21 protein-coding genes are annotated in these 23,018 nt (G+C 41.7%); 13 read left to right on the top strand and 8 right to left on the bottom strand.

All coding sequences use genetic code 11. The annotated features are described in order from the left end of the window. Positions 1-107 precede the first annotated feature (107 nt). The 6 genes from hupB to bolA all read right to left on the bottom strand — a co-directional run bounded on the left by hupB (position 108) and on the right by bolA (position 7,813). Positions 108-383 (bottom strand): nucleoid-associated protein HU-beta, encoded by a 276-nt coding sequence (hupB, locus tag PR808_RS07195; RefSeq protein ID WP_206084605.1) that lies wholly within the window; start codon positions 381-383, stop codon positions 108-110. Positions 384-617: 234 nt separating this feature from the next. Then, complete coding sequence (gene lon / locus PR808_RS07190) at positions 618-3,053, bottom strand: endopeptidase La (RefSeq protein ID WP_206084604.1); 2,436 nt, start codon at positions 3,051-3,053, stop codon at positions 618-620. Between the two features lie 206 nt (positions 3,054-3,259). Next, positions 3,260-4,537, bottom strand: a complete 1,278-nt coding sequence (clpX, locus tag PR808_RS07185) for an ATP-dependent protease ATP-binding subunit ClpX (RefSeq protein ID WP_206084603.1) — start codon at positions 4,535-4,537, stop codon at positions 3,260-3,262. 118 nt (positions 4,538-4,655) lie between these two features. Beyond that, positions 4,656-5,276: an ATP-dependent Clp endopeptidase proteolytic subunit ClpP gene (clpP, locus tag PR808_RS07180; RefSeq protein ID WP_206084602.1), complete on the bottom strand. Its 621-nt coding sequence runs from the start codon at positions 5,274-5,276 to the stop codon at positions 4,656-4,658. A gap of 541 nt (positions 5,277-5,817) precedes the next feature. Next, positions 5,818-7,122, bottom strand: coding sequence for a trigger factor (gene tig / locus PR808_RS07175; protein WP_206084601.1), 1,305 nt, complete (start codon positions 7,120-7,122; stop codon positions 5,818-5,820). Positions 7,123-7,474: 352 nt separating this feature from the next. Continuing rightward, positions 7,475-7,813 (bottom strand): transcriptional regulator BolA, encoded by a 339-nt coding sequence (gene bolA, locus PR808_RS07170; protein WP_206084600.1) that lies wholly within the window; start codon positions 7,811-7,813, stop codon positions 7,475-7,477. 264 nt (positions 7,814-8,077) lie between these two features. Between bolA and PR808_RS07165 the strand changes: the two genes are divergently transcribed. The 9 genes from PR808_RS07165 (at position 8,078) to PR808_RS07125 (ending at position 18,215) form a co-directional block, all read left to right on the top strand. After that, positions 8,078-8,659 (top strand): YajG family lipoprotein, encoded by a 582-nt coding sequence (locus PR808_RS07165; RefSeq protein ID WP_206084599.1) that lies wholly within the window; start codon positions 8,078-8,080, stop codon positions 8,657-8,659. 121 nt (positions 8,660-8,780) lie between these two features. Then, positions 8,781-10,283 carry a muropeptide MFS transporter AmpG gene (ampG, locus tag PR808_RS07160; protein ID WP_272538999.1) on the top strand — a complete coding sequence of 501 codons (1,503 nt, stop codon included), beginning with the start codon at positions 8,781-8,783 and terminating at the stop codon, positions 10,281-10,283. Between the two features lie 276 nt (positions 10,284-10,559). After that, a complete protein-coding gene (locus tag PR808_RS07155; RefSeq protein ID WP_272538998.1) occupies positions 10,560-11,330 on the top strand; it encodes a nucleoside-specific channel-forming Tsx family protein in 771 nt (256 codons plus the stop codon). 426 nt (positions 11,331-11,756) lie between these two features. Continuing rightward, on the top strand, positions 11,757-12,707 hold the full coding sequence (gene cyoA / locus PR808_RS07150; RefSeq protein WP_206084596.1) for a cytochrome o ubiquinol oxidase subunit II: 951 nt from the start codon (positions 11,757-11,759) through the stop codon (positions 12,705-12,707). A gap of 4 nt (positions 12,708-12,711) precedes the next feature. Continuing rightward, on the top strand, positions 12,712-14,703 hold the full coding sequence (gene cyoB / locus PR808_RS07145; protein WP_206084595.1) for a cytochrome o ubiquinol oxidase subunit I: 1,992 nt from the start codon (positions 12,712-12,714) through the stop codon (positions 14,701-14,703). After that, positions 14,693-15,307: a cytochrome o ubiquinol oxidase subunit III gene (locus PR808_RS07140; protein ID WP_272538997.1), complete on the top strand. Its 615-nt coding sequence runs from the start codon at positions 14,693-14,695 to the stop codon at positions 15,305-15,307. Before cyoB ends, PR808_RS07140 begins: the two co-directional genes overlap by 11 nt. Beyond that, entirely contained in the window at positions 15,308-15,640 is a 333-nt protein-coding gene (locus PR808_RS07135) for a cytochrome o ubiquinol oxidase subunit IV (protein WP_206084593.1), read from the top strand. Between the two features lie 12 nt (positions 15,641-15,652). Next, on the top strand, positions 15,653-16,540 hold the full coding sequence (gene cyoE, locus PR808_RS07130) for a heme o synthase (RefSeq protein WP_206084592.1): 888 nt from the start codon (positions 15,653-15,655) through the stop codon (positions 16,538-16,540). A 313-nt stretch (positions 16,541-16,853) separates the two neighbouring features. After that, a complete protein-coding gene (locus PR808_RS07125) occupies positions 16,854-18,215 on the top strand; it encodes an MFS transporter (RefSeq protein ID WP_272538996.1) in 1,362 nt (453 codons plus the stop codon). A 55-nt stretch (positions 18,216-18,270) separates the two neighbouring features. Here PR808_RS07125 and PR808_RS07120 read toward each other — a convergent pair whose 3' ends face one another. After that, entirely contained in the window at positions 18,271-18,762 is a 492-nt protein-coding gene (locus PR808_RS07120) for a YajQ family cyclic di-GMP-binding protein (RefSeq protein WP_042846924.1), read from the bottom strand. A gap of 183 nt (positions 18,763-18,945) precedes the next feature. Here PR808_RS07120 and panE point away from each other — a divergent pair, with 183 nt between their 5' ends. From panE to PR808_RS07100, 4 genes are all read left to right on the top strand, one after another. Next, positions 18,946-19,857 carry a 2-dehydropantoate 2-reductase gene (gene panE, locus PR808_RS07115; protein WP_206084590.1) on the top strand — a complete coding sequence of 304 codons (912 nt, stop codon included), beginning with the start codon at positions 18,946-18,948 and terminating at the stop codon, positions 19,855-19,857. Beyond that, positions 19,820-20,440 (top strand): protein deglycase YajL, encoded by a 621-nt coding sequence (gene yajL / locus PR808_RS07110; protein ID WP_206084589.1) that lies wholly within the window; start codon positions 19,820-19,822, stop codon positions 20,438-20,440. Before panE ends, yajL begins: the two co-directional genes overlap by 38 nt. 244 nt (positions 20,441-20,684) lie before the next feature. Then, entirely contained in the window at positions 20,685-20,828 is a 144-nt protein-coding gene (locus PR808_RS07105; RefSeq protein ID WP_206084588.1) for a Hok/Gef family protein, read from the top strand. Positions 20,829-21,217: 389 nt separating this feature from the next. Next, the gene (locus tag PR808_RS07100) at positions 21,218-21,361 is read left to right on the top strand and encodes a Hok/Gef family protein (RefSeq protein ID WP_206084588.1); all 144 of its coding nucleotides are present in this window, start codon (positions 21,218-21,220) and stop codon (positions 21,359-21,361) included. Positions 21,362-21,432: 71 nt separating this feature from the next. Here the strand turns inward: PR808_RS07100 and thiI are convergent, their stop codons facing one another. Beyond that, the gene (gene thiI, locus PR808_RS07095; protein ID WP_206084587.1) at positions 21,433-22,884 is read right to left on the bottom strand and encodes a tRNA uracil 4-sulfurtransferase ThiI; all 1,452 of its coding nucleotides are present in this window, start codon (positions 22,882-22,884) and stop codon (positions 21,433-21,435) included. Positions 22,885-23,018: the final 134 nt, after the last annotated feature.

Raw genomic sequence — 23,018 nt, 5'->3', positions numbered from 1 at the left:
AAAAAAGCGCACCATTTCCATGGTGCGCTTATATATTAGCTGATTAAAGGCATTCCGTCAGTTTGAGTTTTTGCAAAAATGCAAGAAAGACAAACTAAAATACTTAATTAGCTATTAACAGCGTCTTTAAGACCCTTGCCTGGACGGAAAGCTGGAACTTTCGCCGCAGCGATTTTAATCTCTTTGCCCGTTTGTGGGTTACGGCCTGTACGTGCAGCACGCTCACGAACAGTGAAATTACCAAAGCCAACTAAAGCAACATCGTCTCCTTTACTCAAAGAACTCGTTACAGTAGCAACGAACGCGTCAACAACGCGACCTGCAGCAGCTTTAGAAATATTCGCATCAGAAGCGATTTGATCAATCAGTTGAGCTTTATTCACTCTTATCATCCCCATTATTAGTTGGACTATAAACCATCAAATTAACTATAGCAGCTAGCTTCTATTCGTACAGCTAATTAATGATTTAGCCGTTATATCAATCCTGATTACCAATGGCAAGAGAACAGATTGCATACAAACAATTATCAGAATCATCGCTAAATTAACGATGAAAAAAAAGGCTGACAAGCCCTAAATTAGCTGTCAGCCTTAGTTTTATGCAAACTTCTTGATTCAGCTCACTCTTTTCGCTTTCTTTTTAACAACCTCAACCCCGAAAGGCGGGTTAACTAAAGCTAAAGAAAGAACTTCTTCAATGGTTTTCACTGGGTGAATTTCTAAATCAGCGATCACATTTTGAGGAATTTCTTCTAAGTCACGTTCGTTTTCTTTAGGGATTAATACGGTTTTTATTCCGCCACGGTGTGCAGCTAATAATTTTTCCTTTAACCCACCAATTGGGAAAACTAACCCTCTTAATGTGATTTCTCCCGTCATTGCCACGTCTGCACGAACTGGGTTACCTGTTAAACAAGAAACCAAGGCTGTTGACATCGCAATACCTGCGCTTGGGCCATCTTTTGGTGTTGCACCTTCAGGAACGTGAACGTGGATATCGCGTTTCTCATAGAAATCGCTGTTAATACCCAGTTTTTCAGCACGAGCTCTCACCACGGTTAAGGCCGTCTGGATCGACTCTTGCATTACTTCACCTAAAGAACCGGTATAAGTCAACTTGCCTTTACCTGGTACACACGCAGTTTCAATGGTAAGTAAGTCCCCACCCACTTCAGTCCACGCTAAACCAGTCACCTGGCCGACACGGTTTTCAGTATCTGCTTGGCCGTAGTCGAAGCGACGAACCCCCAGATAATCTTTTAAATTATCTGCGTTGATTTCGATGTGTTTGAGTTTTTTATCCATTAATAATGCTTTAACGGCTTTACGACACAATTTCGAAATTTCGCGCTCTAAACCACGCACACCCGCTTCACGCGTATAGTAACGAATAATGCTCATTAATGCGCTATCATCGATCGTTAATTCGCCTTTTTTCAAGGCATTACGTTCAATTTGTTTCGATAATAAATGTTTTTTAGCAATATTCAGTTTTTCGTCTTCGGTATAACCTGAAAGGCGAATCACTTCCATACGATCCAGTAGTGGCGCAGGGATATTCATCGAGTTTGACGTCGCAACAAACATAACGTCAGACAAGTCGTAATCCACTTCTAAATAGTGGTCGTTAAACGCGATATTTTGTTCTGGATCAAGCACTTCTAATAATGCTGATGCAGGGTCTCCGCGCATGTCTGAAGACATTTTGTCTATTTCATCCAGCAGGAACAGTGGGTTTTTCACCCCAACTTTTGCCATTTTCTGGATAAGTTTACCTGGCATTGAACCAATATAGGTACGACGGTGACCACGGATTTCTGCTTCGTCACGCACACCACCTAACGCCATGCGGGTGTATTGGCGACCCGTTGCCTTCGCAATAGATTGACCCAAAGAGGTTTTACCAACCCCTGGAGGCCCTACCAAGCAAAGAATTGGCCCTTTGATTTTACTGACACGGCTTTGTACTGCCAGATACTCTAAAATACGGTCTTTAACACGCTCAAGGCCATAATGATCGGTATCCAACACTTCTTGTGCTTTAACTAAGTCTTTTTTGACTTTGCTACGCGCATGCCATGGTACTTGCACCATCCAGTCGATATAACTACGGACAACCGTGGCCTCTGCAGACATTGGAGACATCATTTTCAGCTTCTGCAATTCTGCTTCTGCTTTTTCTTGTGCCTCTTTTGGCATTTTCGCTTCTTCGATTTTACGTTTTAGCGATTCATATTCATCTGGCGCGTCATCCATTTCACCCAGTTCTTTCTGAATAGCTTTCATTTGCTCATTCAGATAGTACTCGCGCTGACTTTTTTCCATCTGCTTTTTAACGCGATTACGGATGCGTTTTTCGACTTGCAGTAATTCTGTTTCTGACTCCATCATCGCCATCAGGAACTCAACACGTTCAGCAATATTTGCCATTTCAAGAACGCGCTGTTTATCCGCTAATTTTAGCGGCATGTGGGATGCAATAGTGTCTGCAAGTTTATCAAGCTGGTCTTGCTCTATCGAGTGCAATGCAGTCAGCACTTCTGGTGGAATTTTTTTGTTGAGCTTAATATAGCTTTCAAACTGGCTCACAATGGTGCGATACAGCACTTCATTTTCTTTTTCATCAAGAATTGATGCTGGAGTGCCCGCTGTGGTTTCGTCGTAAACGGCACCTTCAGCGTGTTTATCTTGTTCGGATGCTAAATACTCAGCTTGCGCGAGGAAATACTCGCCGTTATCCGTCAAGCTAGTAATACGCGCACGTCTTAAGCCTTCAACTAAGACTTTCACTGTGCCGTCTGGCAGTTTTAGCATCTGAATAACGGATGCAACTGTACCAACAGCAAATAAATCGTTCACCCCTGGCTCATCAGTCGAGGCTTCTTTTTGCGCAACCAGCATCACTTGTTTGTCATGATCCATCGCTGCTTCCAGACTGTGAATGGATTTTTCACGTCCAACAAACAGTGGGATCACCATATGTGGGTATACCACTACATCACGCAGAGGCAATACTGGTATTTCAATGCGTTCGGAACGCTCTGGATTCATAAAGCTCTCTCTTCGTTTAGCTCACGCTAGTTTAAGGGTTTCTGTCTCTCGCTTGAAAAATATTCTCAAAAACAAGGAAACCACACCTCAGAATATAAACTATATGGGGACAAGATTTTAGCATTCAATGGGTAGTTAAACATAAAAAACAAAATGAGGGATATCCCTCATTTTGTTTGATTATTTATTGAACGCTTTCTTAAAGATTAGTTATCACCTGAAGCTTGAGCATCTGGCTTGCTGTAGATCAACAAAGGTTCTGATTGTTCGTTAATGACATTTTCATCAACGACGACTTTTTCGACATCCGTCATAGAAGGAAGGTCATACATGGTATTTAACAGAGCAGCTTCAACAATTGAACGCAAGCCACGGGCACCCGTTTTACGTGCCATCGCTTTTTTCGCAATAGCTTTTAACGCTTCTTCTCGAAACTCAAGTTCAGTTCCCTCAAGACTAAACAGCGCTTGGTACTGTTTAGTTAATGCATTTTTCGGCTCTTGTAAAATTTGAATTAGCGCTTCTTCGCTCAGCTCAGTCAACGTAGCAACCACTGGCAGACGACCAATAAACTCAGGAATTAAACCGAATTTAATTAAATCTTCTGGCTCAGCTTGTGTTAATAATTCACCTTCTGTTGCTTTGTCTGACTCGCCTTTTACTTCTGCCGCGAACCCAATACCTGAACGGGTATTTAAACGCTGACCAATCACTTTATCTAAACCAGCAAATGCGCCACCACAAATAAACAGAATCTTCGAGGTATCTACCTGTAAAAACTCTTGTTGTGGATGCTTACGCCCACCTTGTGGAGGAACAGCCGCAACGGTACCCTCGATAAGTTTCAAAAGTGCTTGCTGCACACCTTCACCCGAAACATCGCGGGTAATGGATGGGTTATCAGATTTACGAGAAATTTTATCAATTTCATCGATATACACGATACCACGCTGCGCTTTTTCTACGTCATAGTCACATTTTTGCAGTAATTTTTGGATGATATTTTCGACGTCTTCACCCACATAACCTGCTTCGGTTAATGTCGTGGCATCGGCCATAGTAAATGGCACATCCAAATAACGTGCTAAGGTCTCAGCCAGCAGCGTTTTACCACTCCCCGTTGGACCAATTAACAAGATATTACTTTTGCCTAATTCGACACCATCACTGGTTTTGTCGCCATTACGCAAGCGCTTGTAATGGTTATAAACCGCAACCGCCAAGACTTTTTTCGCTTTTTCTTGACCGATGACGTAATCATCAAGGTGTTGCCTAATTTCATGTGGCGTAGGCAGTTCACTGCGCTCACGGTGTGGCGCAAGTTCTTTAATTTCTTCACGGATGATATCAAGACATAAGTCTACGCATTCATCACAGATATAGACTGACGGACCGGCAATCAGCTTACGTACTTCGTGCTGACTTTTTCCGCAGAAAGAACAGTAAAGCAGTTTACCCGTTCCCTCTTTGCGTTTCTCTGTCATCAGTTGACCTCACTTTTATCCATATTGCCTTGTTTTTGTTTGATTAAAACAGGAAACACAGCAACGATTTTCTTAAAATAGTTTATGGTATGAATTAATTATACCAAAAGTTAACCAATTAGCGGCTACTATAAATTTGGTCGACTAAACCGTACTCTTTCGCTTCATTAGCTGACAAGAAACGGTCACGCTCAGTGTCACGGCTGATTTCTTCAATGGACTTACCCGTGTGGTGAGCCATGAGTTCATTCATACGAGTTTTCACTTTTAAAATTTCTTGTGCATGGATTTCAATATCCGTTGCTTGGCCTTGATAGCCACCTAGCGGTTGGTGGATCATTACACGCGAATTTGGCAAGCAAAAACGCTTACCTTTTGTGCCAGCAGTCAACAAAAATGCGCCCATAGAGCACGCTTGTCCCATACAAATAGTACTAACATCTGGCTTAATAAATTGCATGGTATCATAGATAGACATACCTGCCGTAATCACACCACCTGGTGAGTTGATGTACAGTTGGATATCTTTTTCAGGGTTTTCTGCTTCAAGGAATAACATTTGAGCGACGATTAAGTTCGCCATATGGTCTTCCACTTGACCCGTCAGGAAGATGATACGTTCTTTTAATAGACGTGAATAAATATCATATGAGCGCTCACCTCGAGAGGTTTGCTCAATGACCATTGGCACAAGAGCCATTTGGGATGCTAATTGTTCCTGACCGCCAAAATGTGACATCGAAATCTCCTATTAAAAACTTTCTGGTGCTTGCGCCTAATTTGCTATCTGCTAACCATCATCTTGAGCAAAGGGAGTGTTGCAAAACAACATGTTTAAAAATACCTTTTTTTGCAAACTTTCACGATCCTCTTATTTCTCTATTTTAGCCTATATTGGACTGATTACGGGTGAAATAAGAAGAAAGTGCAGTAAACTGTGCTGAAGTCAATAAGACGCTCTTTCAATAAGTCTAACACAAGTCTGTTTACTTACACGGTATTATCCCATTAGAAAACCATAATTGATTTTCAAAAATGACGAAATAACTCTTTTGGTGGAATTCGTCTCTCTTTTGATATTTGCTCTACAAAATAGTTCAAATCGCAAGCAAAACTGAATACATGCTAGATGAAGTATTAGGGATATAATTAGGGTTTAAATGTGATTTTCAAGGTTACCCTATCTTAATTCACAAAAAAGTTGTTATTCAAAAGCTTTAATTGCAAAAAAACCCGCAGTAAGACACCGCGGGTTTTTATTTTGTACAACAAGAAATAAATTAACCAGCTTGAACTTGGTTCATCAGCTCAGTGAAATTAGTTTCTTTTTCAGTGACTTTAGCAACAGCCAGAACAGTTTCAACCGCTTGTTCTTCTAATGCTAAGTTACGAACGCTGTTCATCAGCTCTTCGTTTTTGCTGTAGTATTCGATAACTTCAGCAGGATCTTCGTATGCAGATGCCATTTCTTCGATCAGCGCTTTAACACGATCTTCGTCAGCTTTCAGTTCGTTTTTGTTGATCACTTCGCCTAACAGCAGACCGATAACAACACGGCGTTTTGCTTGTTCTTCGAACAGTTCACGTGGTAATTCCATCGCTTGTTGTTCGTTGCCACCAAAACGTTGTGCCGCTTGACGACGCAGAACATCGATTTCACCATCAACCACTGCTGCTGGAACTTCGATGTCGTTCGCTTTGATCAAACCATCAAGAACTTGTGCTTTAACACGGTTACGCACCGCATTTTTCAGCTCACGTTCCATGTTTTTACGAACTTCTGCACGCAGACCGTCTAAAGTACCATCAGCGATACCGAAACGCTTGATGAATTCTTCAGTAAATTCTGGCAGTTCACGTTGTTCTACTTTCTTCAGAACGATAGCGAATTTCGCTGCTTTACCTTTCAGGTTTTCAGCGTGGTAATCTTCTGGGAAGTTAACTTCGATATCGAACTCTTCGCCAGCTTTGTGGCCAACAACGCCGTCTTCAAAGCCAGGGATCATGCGGCCTTCGCCCATAACCAGTGCGAAATCTTCTGCTTTACCGCCTTCGAACTCTTCACCGTCGATAGAGCCTGTGAAGTTGATAGTGATGCGTGAATCAGCTGCTGCTGCCTCGTCAACTTCTTTCCACTCTGCTTGTTGTTTACGCAGAGTATCTAACATGTTTTCCAGGTCTTCGTCTTTAACAGAAACCGCTGGTTTTTCAACTTCGATAGTGTCTAAACCGGTTAATTCGATTTCTGGGTAAACTTCAAACTCAACTGCGTAAACAAAATCTTTACCATCTTCCAGTTGCTCTGGCTTGTAGCTAGGCGCACCAGCTGGGTTGATTTTGTTTTCGATGATTGCATTGATGAAGTTACGTTGCATCACATCGCCCAGAACGTCTTGCATAACAGACGCACCATAACGTTGTTTAACGATGTTCATTGGTACTTTCCCTTTACGGAAACCATCAACACGTACTTTCTTAGCAACGCTAACCAGCTCGCTATTTACTGCTTTTTCAATATCAGTGGCAGGAACGGTGATTGTTACACGACGCCCAAGGCCTTGAGTCGTTTCAACAGAAACTTGCATCTTCTTACCTCAAAATAAATCTTAGTGATCGGTCTACTCCAGAGTTATGCCATTAAGCAATTAATGGCCTTCTCCCTTCCAGAACCGGGGGCGTTACTTACGTAACGGTCAATCCCTGATATCAGAAGCGTCCCGAAACCTTACTGAAAATTAGACGCAGCATTATACCGATGACAGCGCCCTGAGTCGAGAAAAGCAGATAAAAGAAGCGATTTTTCCTCTTTATTTGTGACTTTTCTGACTAAAATTTTTATTTCCTCACGAAAATTGAAGAAAAAATACCCATCAGACTCCTTTTAGGTTTGATGGATAATTCCAATCGTCCCAAGTAAAGGCCAATTGGCTACACAAATTAACGACTAACGCCACCTACACCACGACAAGCTGGCGATTTTAACGCGGTATCTGCCAATTCATCCCATTCTTTTGGTGTATAGGTATGCAGAGCAAGAGCATGGATGCCCCCCGCTAATTCATCGGCTAAAATAGCATAAATTTCACGGTGACGGCCAAGCATTCGTTTATTTTCAAATTTATCAGTGACTAAGATGACTTTGAAATGACTTTCCGAGCCAGGTAATACATTATGTTGATGACTTTCATTAATGACATTCAAGTGACTTGGTTCAAAAGCATCTTGTAATTTTTGGCTCACACGAGACTGCATACTTTGTGATGCATTGGCGACCATAAAATACTCCTTAATAGCGACCCGCTCTAGTATTGATAAGTTCAGTAAACTATATTGCACATCTTGATTATTGCTATCTTCTTATTATAGAAATATCCGATCATGACTTGGCAATGTTATGATATCGACACATTAGTGCGAATTTTTTCAAAAACTGTTGTCTAATAGTTCAGGATAATTTGGCCACTCGACTTTATATCGAGTGGCGGCTACCCGCACCATAACGAAACATTTTCAATTAGGAAAGATGAACTGGAAAAAATTATGTTAAGAAAACTGTGTTTTCCACTTTTTGCGTTGTTTCTACTTGCTGGATGTGCAACTAGCAGCAATACACTCTCGCTCGAACCCAAAATAGCGTTACCCGCTAAAAATCCGACGCTGAATGCAACCTCAATTAGCGTTAGCAGCGTAGACAACCGTACCAATAAATCATTAGCGGAAGTCAATCGTAATGGTAGCCTAGTGGTGCTTAATCCATCCCGTGATCCCCGCTATTTGATGCAAGAAGCCGTTGAAAAACAGATGGCTGCTCGTGGCTTTATGGTCACTTCACCCGCCAATGTTAATTTAGTCGTTCAATTGAACAAATTGGACACTAAAGTTGCTGAAGGTAGTCTACGTCATAATATTACTGTTAATTCAAGTGTAAGCATCACAGCAACTGCACCAAATGGCTCAACAAAAACGCGCTCATTCACCCGTAATTTTAATACACAAGAATTGTTAGCGGCGAATAATGCAAAAATTGAAGCTGCAATTAATAGTGCATTAGCTGATTTAATTGCCGACATGGCATCCGATCAAGAAATTACCGATTTTATCAGACAAAATTCACGCTATTAAACGAGCGAATACCATCATTTCGTATTAAGCTATCCAAGTTAACACTTGGATAGCTTTGCGCGGTCAATACCTCTGCAGCGCTATGTATTGCAGCAAAATCACCTTAGGCTTAGAGGGAATAATGCCTCGTTTCACACTACCGAATAATATTACTTTAATCCTTTTAGGCTTCGTTTCTGGCTTACCTTTAGCGCTGACTGCAGGGACATTGCAAGCTTGGTTAACGGTTGAAAACGTTGATATCAAAACAATTGGTTTCTTTTCCTTAGTCGGGCAAGCTTATGTTTTGAAGTTTTTATGGTCTCCTATGATGGACCGTTATACACCGCCTTTTTTGGGACGTCGTAGAGGCTGGCTGTTAACCACACAAATTCTTCTTATTATTAGTATTGCCGCAATGGGATTCATGAACCCTTCTGAGCATTTATGGTATCTCGCCGCATTAGCCGTTACCGTCGCTTTTTGTTCTGCATCCCAAGATATTGTATTTGATGCTTATAAGACTGACTTGCTAAGCGCAGAAGAACGCGGAATTGGTGCTGCAACCTCAGTGATGGGCTATCGAATCAGCATGTTAGTTTCTGGTGGGTTAGCCCTTTGGCTCGCCGATAAGTTCCTTACATGGAAACAGCTTTACCTTGTCATGGCAGGGTTAATGGTCATCGGTGTTATTGCGACTTTACTAGCCAAAGAGCCCGAAGAAAATAGCGTCCCGCCTACCTCGTTAAAAAAAGCCATCTATGAACCTCTAGCCGAGTTTTTTAGCCGTAACAACGCATGGCTCGTCTTATTATTATTAGTGTTTTATAAATTGGGCGATGCTTTTGTTATGGCGCTCAATACTAACTTTTTACTCAATGCGCTGGGCTTTAGCCTTAGTGAAGTCGGTACAGTGAATAAAACAGTCGGAATGGCTGCTACTATCATTGGTGCATTATTAGGTGGTTACTTAATGAAAAACATGAGCTTGTTTAAGGCTCTGTTTCTTTTTGGCTTGCTCCAAGGTGGGTCGAACATTGGTTATTGGTTCCTCGCTGTCACCCCGCCTCATATCATGACGATGGGCTCCATTATTTTCCTTGAGAATATTTTTTCAGGGATGGGTACCGCAGCATTTGTTGCACTGCTAATGACGCTGTGTAATAAATCCTTATCCGCAACGCAGTTTGCACTCCTCTCTGCCCTTTCTGCGGTAGGACGGGTATATATTGGCCCAGTCGCCAGTATTTTCGTCAGTAACTATGGCTGGCCACTGTTTTATTTGATCTCCATTGGCGTTGCCGTTCCAGGGATCTTATTGTTATTAGCCTGTCGCAGTTCTTTGCTATATACCCAGGCTACAGGGCTGTTCCAGCGCCGTGAGCTATACGCAAATGGCTATCGTTTCGCTGTTTATGCCCTACTTGCTGCAGTAACTTGCCTTGCGATTTGGCTACTTTCTCTATTGGCATTTTCTTTTAATGGAATGAAAGTTTACCTATTCACCACGCAAATTGAATTTTGGCTGGCTATCCCTAGTTACCAAAATATTTTGTTTAATGCTGGGATTAGCATTGGTGCCATCAGTTTAATTATTGGGGGGAGTTTAGATTTCCTCGCTGTGCGTAAAACTGTCAAACAATAATTCTTTTTTCTCTCACATTTACTTATCTATTTAATTGATTCCCTAAGACTAACTTATTAGTTTAGGGAATCTGATCATTCAAATAAAATAGCCCTTAATCACAAAACACCTCAAAATCACTTTATGATCGTGATTATGATCACTCATCCAATGAAAAATATTTCTTAATTGCAATTTTAAAGCCTAATATATCACATGTTAGAGACTAGTTAGATAACACGTTAACGAATAGTGCACTACTCAACCCCATTAATTAATTAACGAAAATAATCTATTATGAAAAAACTCCTTTATATTGCCGCCTTAGCTTCTGTGGCAGGTACGGCATATTCTGATGATCTTTTAGGCTATCAAAATGGTTTTGCTGATATCAACATTAACTATTTAGACTGGTCTCACCGTACTGAGACCAAAACGGAGAAAACGACTCGTAAAAAAGATTTTGCTTATGTTGAATTAGAAGGTGGAGCTAATTTTAATTGGGGTGAACTCTACGGTTTCTTTGATGTGGAAAACCCTCTCCATACACAGCATACCGATTCAGGACGTAATAAACGCTACACCATCAAAACAACAGGCCGTTTTTATTTAGGTGATACTGGTTTTAATCTGTACGGTCACGTTTACGGTACATGGTCATTGCCAGGAACAAAATATGGCGGGAATTTCCATGATGTGAATACATTATATGGTATCGGTTACAACACCGCTTTTGGTGACTTGTGGTTTAAGCCTTTTATCGCCCTAAACTATACTGATCAAACATTCTATTCTGGTAACAACGGTTATACCGCTGGGTGGGTAGCAGGTTATAATTTCAGCGCGTTTGAAGAAAACTTCATGATAACCAACTGGCACGAAATGGAATTTGCACGCAATAAACGCTACAACGGAGGAAAGCGAAATGGCATTAATGGTGCCATGGCTTTTTGGTGGAATACGACGCCACATTTAGCTGCGGGTGTGCAATATCGCTATGCTGACAATAAATTAGGCGATACATTTTATCAAGACGCAATCATTTATACATTAAAGTATACGTTCTAATGCGTTATTGAAAATTGTATGGCGATTTATTAATTTTCTTTTTAAATCAAAATAGTAATAATTTTTCTAAACTATTTTGCCGATAAAGCGACTTAAATAGCTTTATCGGCAATAAAAAACGTAATTTCCCTTACCATATTGCTTATGATTCATATCAGTTTTGTCATTTTTTCACTTCTTTTGTATATATTTTTCTTTGAAAAATTACTAAGATAATTTAGTATTAAAGGGCTTTTATCAATATATACTTATAATCCGTATCAATTTTAACTTTTTCTTTATAAGTTCTTTACATGTGATCATATTAACATAAAGAGCTAACAATTCCGTTTCTTTGCCTTACAATCATTTACACTCGCATAACCTTACCGTAAAATGCCCGCACTGATGAAACGACAATTAGAATCTTGTCATTTGGGGTCGTGGATGAGACTTATGAACTACAAAAAAAGTATCGGAGCAATCTCACTCGTTGTAGCAACCTTATTATTAGGTGGTTGCGACATGGTGTTGATGGATCCAAAAGGCGCCGTAGGCGTAAAACAAAAAGAGCTAATTCTTATTGCAATTGGCTTAATGCTGCTTGTTGTTATTCCCGTTATTTTTATGACGATTATCTTCGCCAGAAAATATCGTGAATCCAACACGTCTGCTACATACCGTCCAAACTGGGCTCACTCAAATAAAATTGAGTTAGTCTGCTGGACTGTTCCTATCATCATTATCATCATTCTGGGTGCTATCACTTGGAAGACGACACATGAGCTGGACCCGTATCAGCCATTAGTGAGTGATCAGGAACCTGTCACAATCGAAGTTATTTCAGCTGACTGGAAATGGATCTTTATCTATCCAGAGCAAGGTATTGCTACAGTTAACGAAATCGCATTCCCTACTGGTGTGCCAGTTAACTTCAAAATCACGTCTGATTCGGTGATGAACTCGTTCTTCATTCCATCTTTAGGTGGCCAAATCTACGCGATGGCAGGTATGCAAACTAAACTTCACTTAATCGCTAATGAACCAGGCACCTATAAAGGCTTCTCTGCAAGCTACAGTGGCCATGGCTTCTCTGATATGAAGTTCAATGCGATTGCAACCCCTGACCGCCAAGGCTTTGATGAGTGGGTACAAAAGGTAAAAGCGTCTCCTAAGACAATGGATACAATGCAGGCATTCGACGAAGTCGCTAAGCCAAGCACAAATGTTCCTGTTACCTACTTCTCTAGCGTGAAACCTAACCTTTATAACGATATCGTTCTGAAGTTTGGTCATGAGCACCATAAAGGTCACGCTCCTGTAGAAACCAAAGAAGAATCTACAGGTCATTCTATGCATATGAGCCATAATGCTCATGCAGCAGGCGCTGAGGAATAAGGGCATGTTCGGAAAATTAACACTAGATGCAGTTCCGCTCCACGAGCCGATCATCGTTGTCACACTGATTGCTATTGTCCTTGGTGGGCTTGGCTTAGTCGGTGTGATCTCCTATTTCGGTAAATGGAAATGGCTGTGGAAAGAGTGGTTAACCTCGGTTGACCATAAAAAAATTGGTGTCATGTACATCATTGTAGCGATGGTTATGTTGTTCCGTGGTTTTGCGGATGCCATCATGATGCGTGGTCAGCAAGTGCTTGCTTCTGCTGGGCAAGAGGGCTTTTTAAACCCTCATCACTATGACCAAATCTTTACCGCACACGGCGTTATCATGATTTTCTTCATGGCAACTCCATTTGTTGTCGGTTTGATGAACCTCGTTGTACCTCTGCAAATTGGTGCGCGCGACGTTGCCTTCCCATTCCTTAACTCATTGAGCTTCTGGTTCTTTGTAGTTGGTGTTGTCTTAATCAACATCTCTTTAGGGGTAGGTGAATTCGCACAAACAGGTTGGTTAGCTTATCCGCCATTATCAGGCTTGGAGTACAACCCAGGGGTCGGGGTCGATTACTGGCTCTGGAGTCTCCAGATATCGGGTATTGGTACGTTATTAACAGGGGTTAACTTCATCGCCACGATTATCCGTATGCGTACTCCGGGTATGTCGATGATGAAAATGCCTGTATTCAGCTGGGCTGCGTTATGTACTAACGTATTGATTGTTGCTGCTTTCCCTATCTTAACCGTCACTCTGACGCTTCTGACGTTAGACCGTTATTTAGGTACCCATTTCTTCACTAACGATATGGGTGGCAACATGATGATGTACATCAACCTGATTTGGGCATGGGGTCACCCTGAGGTGTATATCCTTGTTCTACCAGTGTTCGGTGTGTTCTCTGAAGTTGCAGCAACCTTCTCGAAAAAACGTTTATTCGGTTATACCTCATTAGTTTGGGCAACAATCGTTATCACCGTTATGTCCTTCATCGTATGGCTGCACCACTTCTTTACGATGGGTTCAGGTGCGAACGTAAACGCCTTCTTCGGTATCGCCACCATGATTATCGCAATCCCAACAGGGGTTAAGATCTTCAACTGGCTGTTTACTATGTACCAAGGTCGCATTGAGTTTAAATCACCAATGCTGTGGACTATTGGTTTCATTATCACCTTCTCTGTGGGTGGTATGACAGGTGTTCTGTTAGCTGTACCAGGTGCAAACTTTGTTCTGCACAACAGTCTATTCCTGATTGCTCACTTCCATAACGTTATCATCGGTGGTGTGGTGTTCGGATGCTTCGCGGGTATGACTTACTGGTTCCCGAAAGCTTACGGCTTTACACTGAATGAAAAATGGGGTGTCCGTGCATTCTGGTTCTGGATCATCGGTTTCTTCTTAGCATTCATGCCGTTATACATTCTGGGCTTTATGGGGATGACTCGTCGTTTAAGCCAGAATATTGACCCGACCTACCACACAATGTTGGTTGTTGCTGCAGGCGGTGCTGCGTTAATCGCTATCGGTATTGCATGCCAAGTTATCCAAATCATTGTGAGTATTCGTGACCGCCATGAAAACCGTGATTTAACGGGAGATCCATGGGGTGGACGTACTCTTGAGTGGGCAACTTCTTCACCACCACCATTCTATAACTTTGCGATTGAACCACACGTTCAAACTCGTGATGCTTGGTGGGATTTGAAAGAAAAAGGTCTTGCTCATAAGAAACCAACTTCATATGAAGAAATTCATATGCCGAAAAATACTGGCGCTGGCGTTATCATCGCAGCATTTAGCTTAGTTTTAGGTTTCGCAATGATCTGGCACATCTGGTGGATGGCAATCATTGGTTTCGGTGGAATGATCGTAACTTGGATTGCAAAAAGCTTCGACGAAGATGTTGATTACTACGTACCTGTGGCTGAAATCGAAGAAATCGAGAATAAGCACTTTGAAGAATTACGTAAGGCAGGTGTGAACGATGTCAACTAATACAATGACTAACCAAAATATCGCCCATGCTGAGCATGGGCACCACGATGCAGGTGGCACTAAAGTATTCGGTTTCTGGCTCTATATCATGAGCGACTTGATCCTGTTTGCTTGTTTGTTTGCAACCTATGTTGTTTTGGCTGATGGAACTGCTGGCGGTCCCGCTGGTAAAGATATCTTCAGTCTGAAGTTCGTATTAGGCGAAACCTTCTTACTGTTAGTAAGTAGTATTACTTACGGCTTCGCTATGATTGCGATGCATAAAGGAAAAATCGGTGCAGTTAACTTATGGCTGTTCGCGACATTCCTGTTAGGCCTTGGCTTCGTTATCATGGAAGTCTATGAGTTCCACGAACTGATCGCTGAAGACTTTGGCCCTGACCGTAGTGGTTTCTTATCTGGTTTCTTTGCACTGGTTGCAACGCACGGTCTGCACGTTTCTGCGGGTCTGATTTGGATTGTTATCATGATGATTCAAGTCACTCGTCGTGGTTTGACTGACGTTAACAAAACACGTTTGAACTGCCTGAGCCTGTTCTGGCACTTCTTAGACGTGGTTTGGATCTGTGTATTTACCGTTGTTTATCTTCTGGGGGCTATTTAAATGAGTCATGCAAAAGATGCTCACACTGGAGCAAGCCACGGTAGCGTTAAGACATACCTGATTGGCTTTATTCTGTCAGTTATCCTAACGGTTATCCCGTTCTGGATGGTGATGGAAGGCACAGCGACGACGTCAACAATCCTTTGGACTGTTGTCGGTATGGCAGTCGTGCAAATCTTCGTTCACTTAGTATGTTTCTTACATATGAATACCTCATCTGATGAGCGTTGGAACTTGGTTGCATTTCTGTTCACCATGCTTATTGTCGGCATCGTTGTTGTCGGCTCGCTGTGGATTATGTACAACCTGAACATCAATATGATGCTCGACTAAAGAGTTGCCGATATGTTTAAGCAATACCTGCAAGTGACCAAACCAGGAATTATATTCGGAAACTTGATTTCTGTGATCGGCGGTTTTCTTTTGGCCTCAAAAGGGTCAATTGATTACCCGCTGTTCGTTGCGACTTTGCTGGGTGTATCACTGGTCGTGGCTTCTGGTTGTGTTTTCAACAACTACATCGACCGTGATATCGACCGTATCATGGAAAGAACTAAGAATCGCCCTTTAGTTAAAGGGCTGATTGACCCGAAAGTTAGCCTGATTTACGCCGCTGCATTAGGTATTGCTGGTATGGTGCTGCTACTCGTAGCAGCCAATGCCTTGGCAATGCTACTTGCAGTCATCGGTTTCATTGTTTATGTAGGCATTTATAGCCTGTATATGAAACGTAAGTCAGTCTATGGCACGCTAATTGGCAGCTTGTCTGGCGCAGCACCACCCGTTATCGGTTACTGCGCTGTCACCAATGAATTTGATGCAGGGGCTCTAATCCTGTTATTAATTTTCAGTTTGTGGCAGATGCCTCACTCGTATGCCATTGCCATTTTCCGCTTTAAGGATTACAAAGCCGCGAACATTCCCGTGTTACCGGTGATTAAAGGAATTTCTGTCGCTAAGACACATATTTTCCTGTACATCCTTGCGTTTATGGTTGCAACGTTAATGTTAGCTATCAGCGGATACGCGGGCTATAAGTATTTGGTCGTGGGTGCAGCAGTTAGCTTGTGGTGGCTGGGTATGGCGATTTCAGGTTTCAAAACCGAGAACGACGACCGAGTCTGGGCAAGAAAACTATTCATTTTCTCAATCGTAGCAATTACTGCATTGAGTGTAATGATGTCTGTTGATCCTACCGTTTCAACCGATACTGTTATAGCTCTCGTCAGATAACCTATCTGCTCTCTGATGATAACAATGTCTAAACGGCGGGCTTTCCCCGCCGTTTTTATTTGTCTCTGATGGCTTTTACAACTCACTTTTACGCATTCTGCCTATCCTTATGAATCTATTTTATGGTTAAATAGCCCCTTGCTATTATAAGCTAGATATAAAATGCACTATTAAAAATGGCTAATAAGCTGATATTTCAACATATTTTTAATGTAATCAGACACTATCTAAAATAGTTTGAATTACTAATATGTGAGACCTAGCTAGCTAAGAGAAGCCAATACCGCTACAGCTCGAAATATGAAGAATAAAAATGAACGATAACAAAATGACATCAGCAGAGCTCAGATCCACGTGGGGATTAGGTTCTGTGTTCTCCTTGCGAATGCTTGGTATGTTTATGGTTTTACCCATTTTGACCAGCTATGGAATGCACTTACAAGGGGCAAATGAATTTTTAGTGGGCATTGCCATTGGTATTTATGGCCTTAGCCAAGCACTTTTTCAGATCCCTTTTGGCTTGATGTCAGACAAAATCGGTCGTAAGCCACTCATTGTTATTGGCTTAATCATTTTTATTATTGGGAGTATTATTGCAGCGCTCAGTAACTCAATTTGGGGTATTATTATTGGCCGCGCATTGCAAGGCGCTGGTGCGATTTCAGCAGCTGTCATGGCGTTACTATCTGATTTAACCCGCGAACAAAATCGCACCAAAGCAATGGCATTTCTAGGGATAAGCTTTGGGTTAACTTTTGCGATTGCGCTTGTTTTAGGGCCTATCATTACCCATCTAATTGGGCTAAATGGTTTATTTTGGGGGATAGCCCTACTTGCCGTTGGCGCGATTGCACTCACCATTTTTGTTGTACCAAACACCAACACCCATGTTTTGAACCGTGAATCTGCCTTTGTGAAAGGCAATTTAAAAACCGTTTTAGCTCAGCCTCAATTATTAAAATTAAATATCGGTATTTTGTGCCTACATACATTGCTAATGTCGAGCTTTGTTGCTCTGCCACTGATTATGACAAAAGCAGGCTTTCTCGCCCAAGATCACTGGAAAGCCTATTTGGTCACAATGCTAATTTCCTTTGTGACTGTTTTGCCTTTTATAATCTACGCAGAAAAATATCGTAAAATGAAGCAAGTCTTCCTGGTCTGCATCGCACTATTGGCAGTTGCAGAAATCACATTGTGGTTCTCAGGTAGCCAGTTATGGATCATCATCCTTGGCTTACAGATCTTTTTTATTGGCTTCAATATTATGGAAGCCATTTTGCCATCATTGATTAGTAAGGAAGCACCCGCAGGCTATAAAGGAACCGCAATGGGGGTTTATTCCACCAGCCAATTTTTAGGTGTCGCACTTGGGGGGATTGTCGGTGGATGGTTATATAATTTTGAAGGGGCAAATACTGTCTTTATTGGTGGTTTGATCCTGACAATCCTTTGGTTTGTCGTTAGTCTAACCATGAAACAACCGCCATACGTCAGTAGTATTCGTATCGAATTGCCCACACACTTAAAAAATACTCGCGCCCTAGAACAAAAGCTACGAGCTCAAAATGGGGTTATGGAAGCTTTAGTTGTCGACGAGGAATTAAGTGCCTACGTTAAAGTTGATCGAAAAATCATTAATCGCGAGCAACTGGAAGCGATTATTCAGCAATAAAAAATAGGCCTGCAAAATTGTAGGCCTATTTTTATTGATAACTTACTCGTCGTAATTAATCACGGAAGTTATTAAATTGGAAAGGCTGGCCTAAATTCCCGCCACGCACTAGTGCCATAACCGACTGTAAATCATCGCGTGCTTTACCTGTCACTCGCACTTGGTCACCCTGAATTTGCGCTTGGACTTTCAGTTTGCTGTCTTTGATTAACTTAATGATTTTTTTAGCAATAGCCGCATCGATGCCTTGTTTGAACGTCACTTCAACGCTATAAGTTTTCCCACTATGAACAATATCGTCAGGGACATTTAGCACTGCGCCATCAATACCACGCTTCGCCATTTTTTCCCTTAAAATATCGACCAGTTGGAGGACTTGGAAATCCGATTCACTGGTGATTTTTACTGATTCATTTTTATCGTTAAGTTCAAAGCTTGCTTCAACATTTTTAAAGTCCCAGCGGCTCGTAAGCTCGCGCTGCGCATTCTCTACCGCGTTACGCACTTCATTCATTTCAACTTCAGACACAATATCAAATGATGGCATTGTTCAGACCTCTAAGGATATTTTTTGTTGCATGCATGATAACGTTTTTAGCCACTGCACTTCAAGTTATCAGGGCTCTCTCCTTCCTTACGCTATAATTAACGCACACTAAGGTATATACTTGGTCAGATAGCCAATGTCAGAGATGACAAGGTGTCAGAGCACATATTTCAGAGGGACACTATGAAAATAACCCTGATCGGTTGTGGTGCTATCGGTAAGCTTTGGCTTGCTGGCCTCACCTTACAAGGCCATGATACTCAAGGCTGGCTGCGTGTGGCTCAGCCCGATTTGTTTGTCGATGTGAATGAACCTGGTGGACGTACTTTTCGCGAACTCATTCCTTGTAATAATATCAATCATCTACAAACCAGTGAACTGGTGATTGTCTGCTTAAAAGCATGGCAAGTTTCCGATGCCTTATTGCCTCTACTTGGCAATATTCCTGAAAAAACACCCATTTTACTCCTCCATAATGGAATGGGGACAATAGAAGAGCTAGCACCTTTGCGACACCCCGTTTTAGCAGGTGTGACAACCCATGCGGCTTGGCAAGAAAACAACCAAGTATTTCATGTTGCTCACGGAATGACACATATTGGGGCAATCAATTCACAAGCACAAGCTTATTACCCTATTGCAGATATCCTACATGAAGCACTTCCTGACGTTGCTTGGCACAATCAGATTTTGACCACCTGTTGGCGAAAACTGATCGCTAATTGTGCTATCAACCCTCTCACGGTAGAACATAATTGTAAAAATGGTGAATTAACTTACCACACAGAGCAAATTTCACGGGTTATTGATGAAATCTGCCACGTTATGGCAGCAGAAGGGTTACACACCGATAAAACAGAACTGACTGAGTATATTAATGGCATTATTCAAAATACCGCTAATAACTACTCGTCCATGTTACAGGATATTCGCAATAATCGTCGCACAGAGATTGATTACATCACGGGATTTTTAATCAAACAAGCCCGAGCTCATGGCCTAAATACCCCTGAAAATGACCGTTTATATCATTTAGTCAAAAATAGAGAACAACAATATGACGACTTCCGTTCTAATTTGCATCACCCATGGTAGTGAAGAGATTGAAATTGTCACTACTGCGGATTTATTAGTCAGAGCAGGCATTCAAGTCACTCTTGCTAGTGCTAATGAAGACGGCTCCCTGCAAATCACCGCCTCACGGGGTATGAAAATCGTCGCAGACATCCCATTAATTAAAGTGGCTGATGAACCTTTTGACGCTATCGTTCTACCTGGCGGCATCCAAGGCGCTGAAACATTTCGTGATAGCCCATTAGTCGTTGAAAAAGTTCGCCGTATGCATCTGGACGGTAACATTGTTGCAGCAATCTGTGCTGCCCCTGCCATTGTATTAGAACACCACCAACTATTTCCCCTTGGTAATATGACCTGCTATCCGTCGATGAAAGATAAAATTCCTGCGAGTAAATGGGTTGATCGGCGAGTTTACTTTGATGAACGCGTCAATTTGTTGACCAGCCAAGGGCCCGCTACGTCCTTTGATTTTGCATTAAAACTAATTGAATTATTAGTTGGTCGAGAAATCGCAGGAATCGTTGCTGGGCAGCTTGTTTTACCGAATGGAATCAACGACTATTTGGAAGATAAACCCTCCACTCATACTCACCATGAATAATTGGTTAAGAATCAATTAAAACACTGAATTAAAATGATTTATTTTACAGATAATGACTGAAAAAGCCTTTGAAGCTCACGGCTTTTTGTTATGATTGCGACGGGTGCTTGGATCATTTTGGTTCAAGCATTTGCCAGAGCCAAAAAGACGAAAGCCCCGAATTTAGATGTTAATCTTAATCCGAGGCAGTCTCAAAACCCAAACAGTTTGATTCTGTCTCCTTTTAGAAAAGGAGTCAAGAGGAATGGCCAAAATTGCCCTTGTAGGGTTAATTACCGTGTGTCTTACGGTATTGAGTTTTTCAGGCATGATGCAAGAAAGATTGTGTTCGTTAAGCATCAGTAGTGGAAATACTCTGGTTCAAGCTACTTTATCGTGCGGTAAGTAGTCTTGTGGGGGGGTTATCTCCCCCACATTTCTCTTTCTATTGTCGGTTTGTGGTACAAGCACCCTGTCTAATTATCGCCACCAAAATACCCCGAGGTGATTGGTTTTACCGAATGGAATCAACGACTATTTGGAAGATAAACCCTCTATTCATACCCACCATGAATAATTGGTTGAAAATCAATTAACACACTGAATTAAAATGATTTATTTTACAGATAATGACTGAAAAAGCCTTTGAAGCTCACGGCTTTTTGTTATGATTGCGACGGGTGCTTGGATCATTTTGGTTCAAGCATTTGCCAGAGCCAAAAAGACGAAAGCCTCCGAGGCAGTCTCAAAAACCTAACAGTTTGATTCTGTCTCCTTTTAGAAAAGGAGTCAAGAGGAATGGCCAAAATTGCCCTTGTAGGGTTAATTACCGTGTGTCTTACGGTATTGAGTTTTTCAGGCATGATGCAAGAAAGATTGTGCTCGTTAAGCATCAGTAGCGGAAATACTCTGGTTCAAGCTACTTTATCGTGCGGTAAGTAGTCTTGTGGGGGGGTTATCTCCCCCACATTTCTCTTTGATAAGTTTTGGATGATACAAGCACCCTGTCTCGATTATGGGCGGTAAACCTTAATATTATCAAACCCTTGTTCTTTGAGGTACAACGCCTGTAAACGGCTCATCACCCCACGGTCACAATATAATAGATAGGTTTTATCTTTTGGTAAGTCACCAAATTGTGTGCTGAGTTTGTAGAATGGAATATGTTTGATTTCCATACCTTCAACTTTCAAAGGTTTATCTTCGAACTCATCAATAGAGCGGATATCCACAATCACTTCATTTTCCACTGAAAGCTCACTGACCATTTCAATTTCAGGGACTTTCTCTAGACTTTCTTGTGCGATTTGGCGAATATCGATATTTTGTGCCTGCTCAACAACAGACTCTAAAATACAAAAGTCAAAATTAGCTTCTTCCGCTTCGATCCGTGCTTTTACCGCTTTCACTGTTGGGCTTTTCGAAATCACACCACAATATTCTGGCATGGTTTTCGCAAAATCTTCCGTCCCAATTTGACGAGCTAATTTGATAATGTGCTCTTTGTCATGGGAAATCAGCGGTCTTAATATTAACGTATCAGACGCATTATCAATCAAACGTAAGTTTGTTAAGGTTTGGCTAGAAACTTGCCCAAGTGCTTCCCCCGTCACAATCGCTTGCACACCATAACGCTCTGCAACTTTCGACGCCGCACGCACCATCATACGTTTTAATACAACACCCATTTGGCCATCGTCGACTTTTTCTAAAATTTCTGCGACGACAGGTTCAAAGTTAACGGCAATAAAGCGCACTTTATGGGAGCTCCCAAAACGGTTCCATAAATAGTGCGCAATTTGTTTCACACCAATTTCATGGGCTGCGCCGCCTAAATTAAAGAAACAATAGTGCACGCGACAGCCACGGCGCATTAGCATGTAGCTGGAAACGCCTGAGTCAAAACCGCCTGAAATTAACGATAAAACATCTTCTTGAGTACCAATTGGGAAACCACCGATCCCTTCAATACGCGCTTTCACTAGGATGAGTTTGTCATCTTCAATTTCTAAATGTACGGTGGTATCAGGGTCTTTAAGCTTCACTTTCGCAGAAGCAATGTGTTGATTTAACCCACCGCCAATGTAGCGCTCAGCTTCAATAGATGAAAACTCATGTTTACCGCGGCGCTTTACACGCACACAGAAGGTTTTATTTTCCAATGATGGGCCGTAAGCTTCGTGGGCCATTTCAAAGATATGGTGCAAACTGGTAAACGGTTTTTCTTCAACTTCAAGAATATGGTGAATACCTGGAATACGACCGAGCATGTCACAAATTTCGTCATGCTTCGTTTCCCCTTTCACACGCACTTCTATGTTATCCCAATTACGGACAACCGAAATTTCTTCGCCAAGTGACTTAAGCACGTTACGGATATTACTGGTCAAAATTTTAATAAAACGTAGCCTAACAGTTTGGCTTTTAATGGTAATTTCTGGGAATAACTTAATGATAAACTTCATAATAGCTGCATGTTCATGGTTGTTGGGGCTAACGAATGTATCTCACAGTGACACATGTACACGTTACCAATTGTCAATAAAGAGGCGTATTATAACACTATCTTGCGGACTGAATCTAAAAACACCAATAATAA

This window comes from Providencia sp. PROV197 (assembly GCF_028479625.1).
Taxonomy (GTDB): domain Bacteria; phylum Pseudomonadota; class Gammaproteobacteria; order Enterobacterales; family Enterobacteriaceae; genus Providencia; species Providencia vermicola.
Note: the sequence above shows the minus strand (reverse complement) of the source record. Positions and strands in the feature narration are given on the sequence as shown.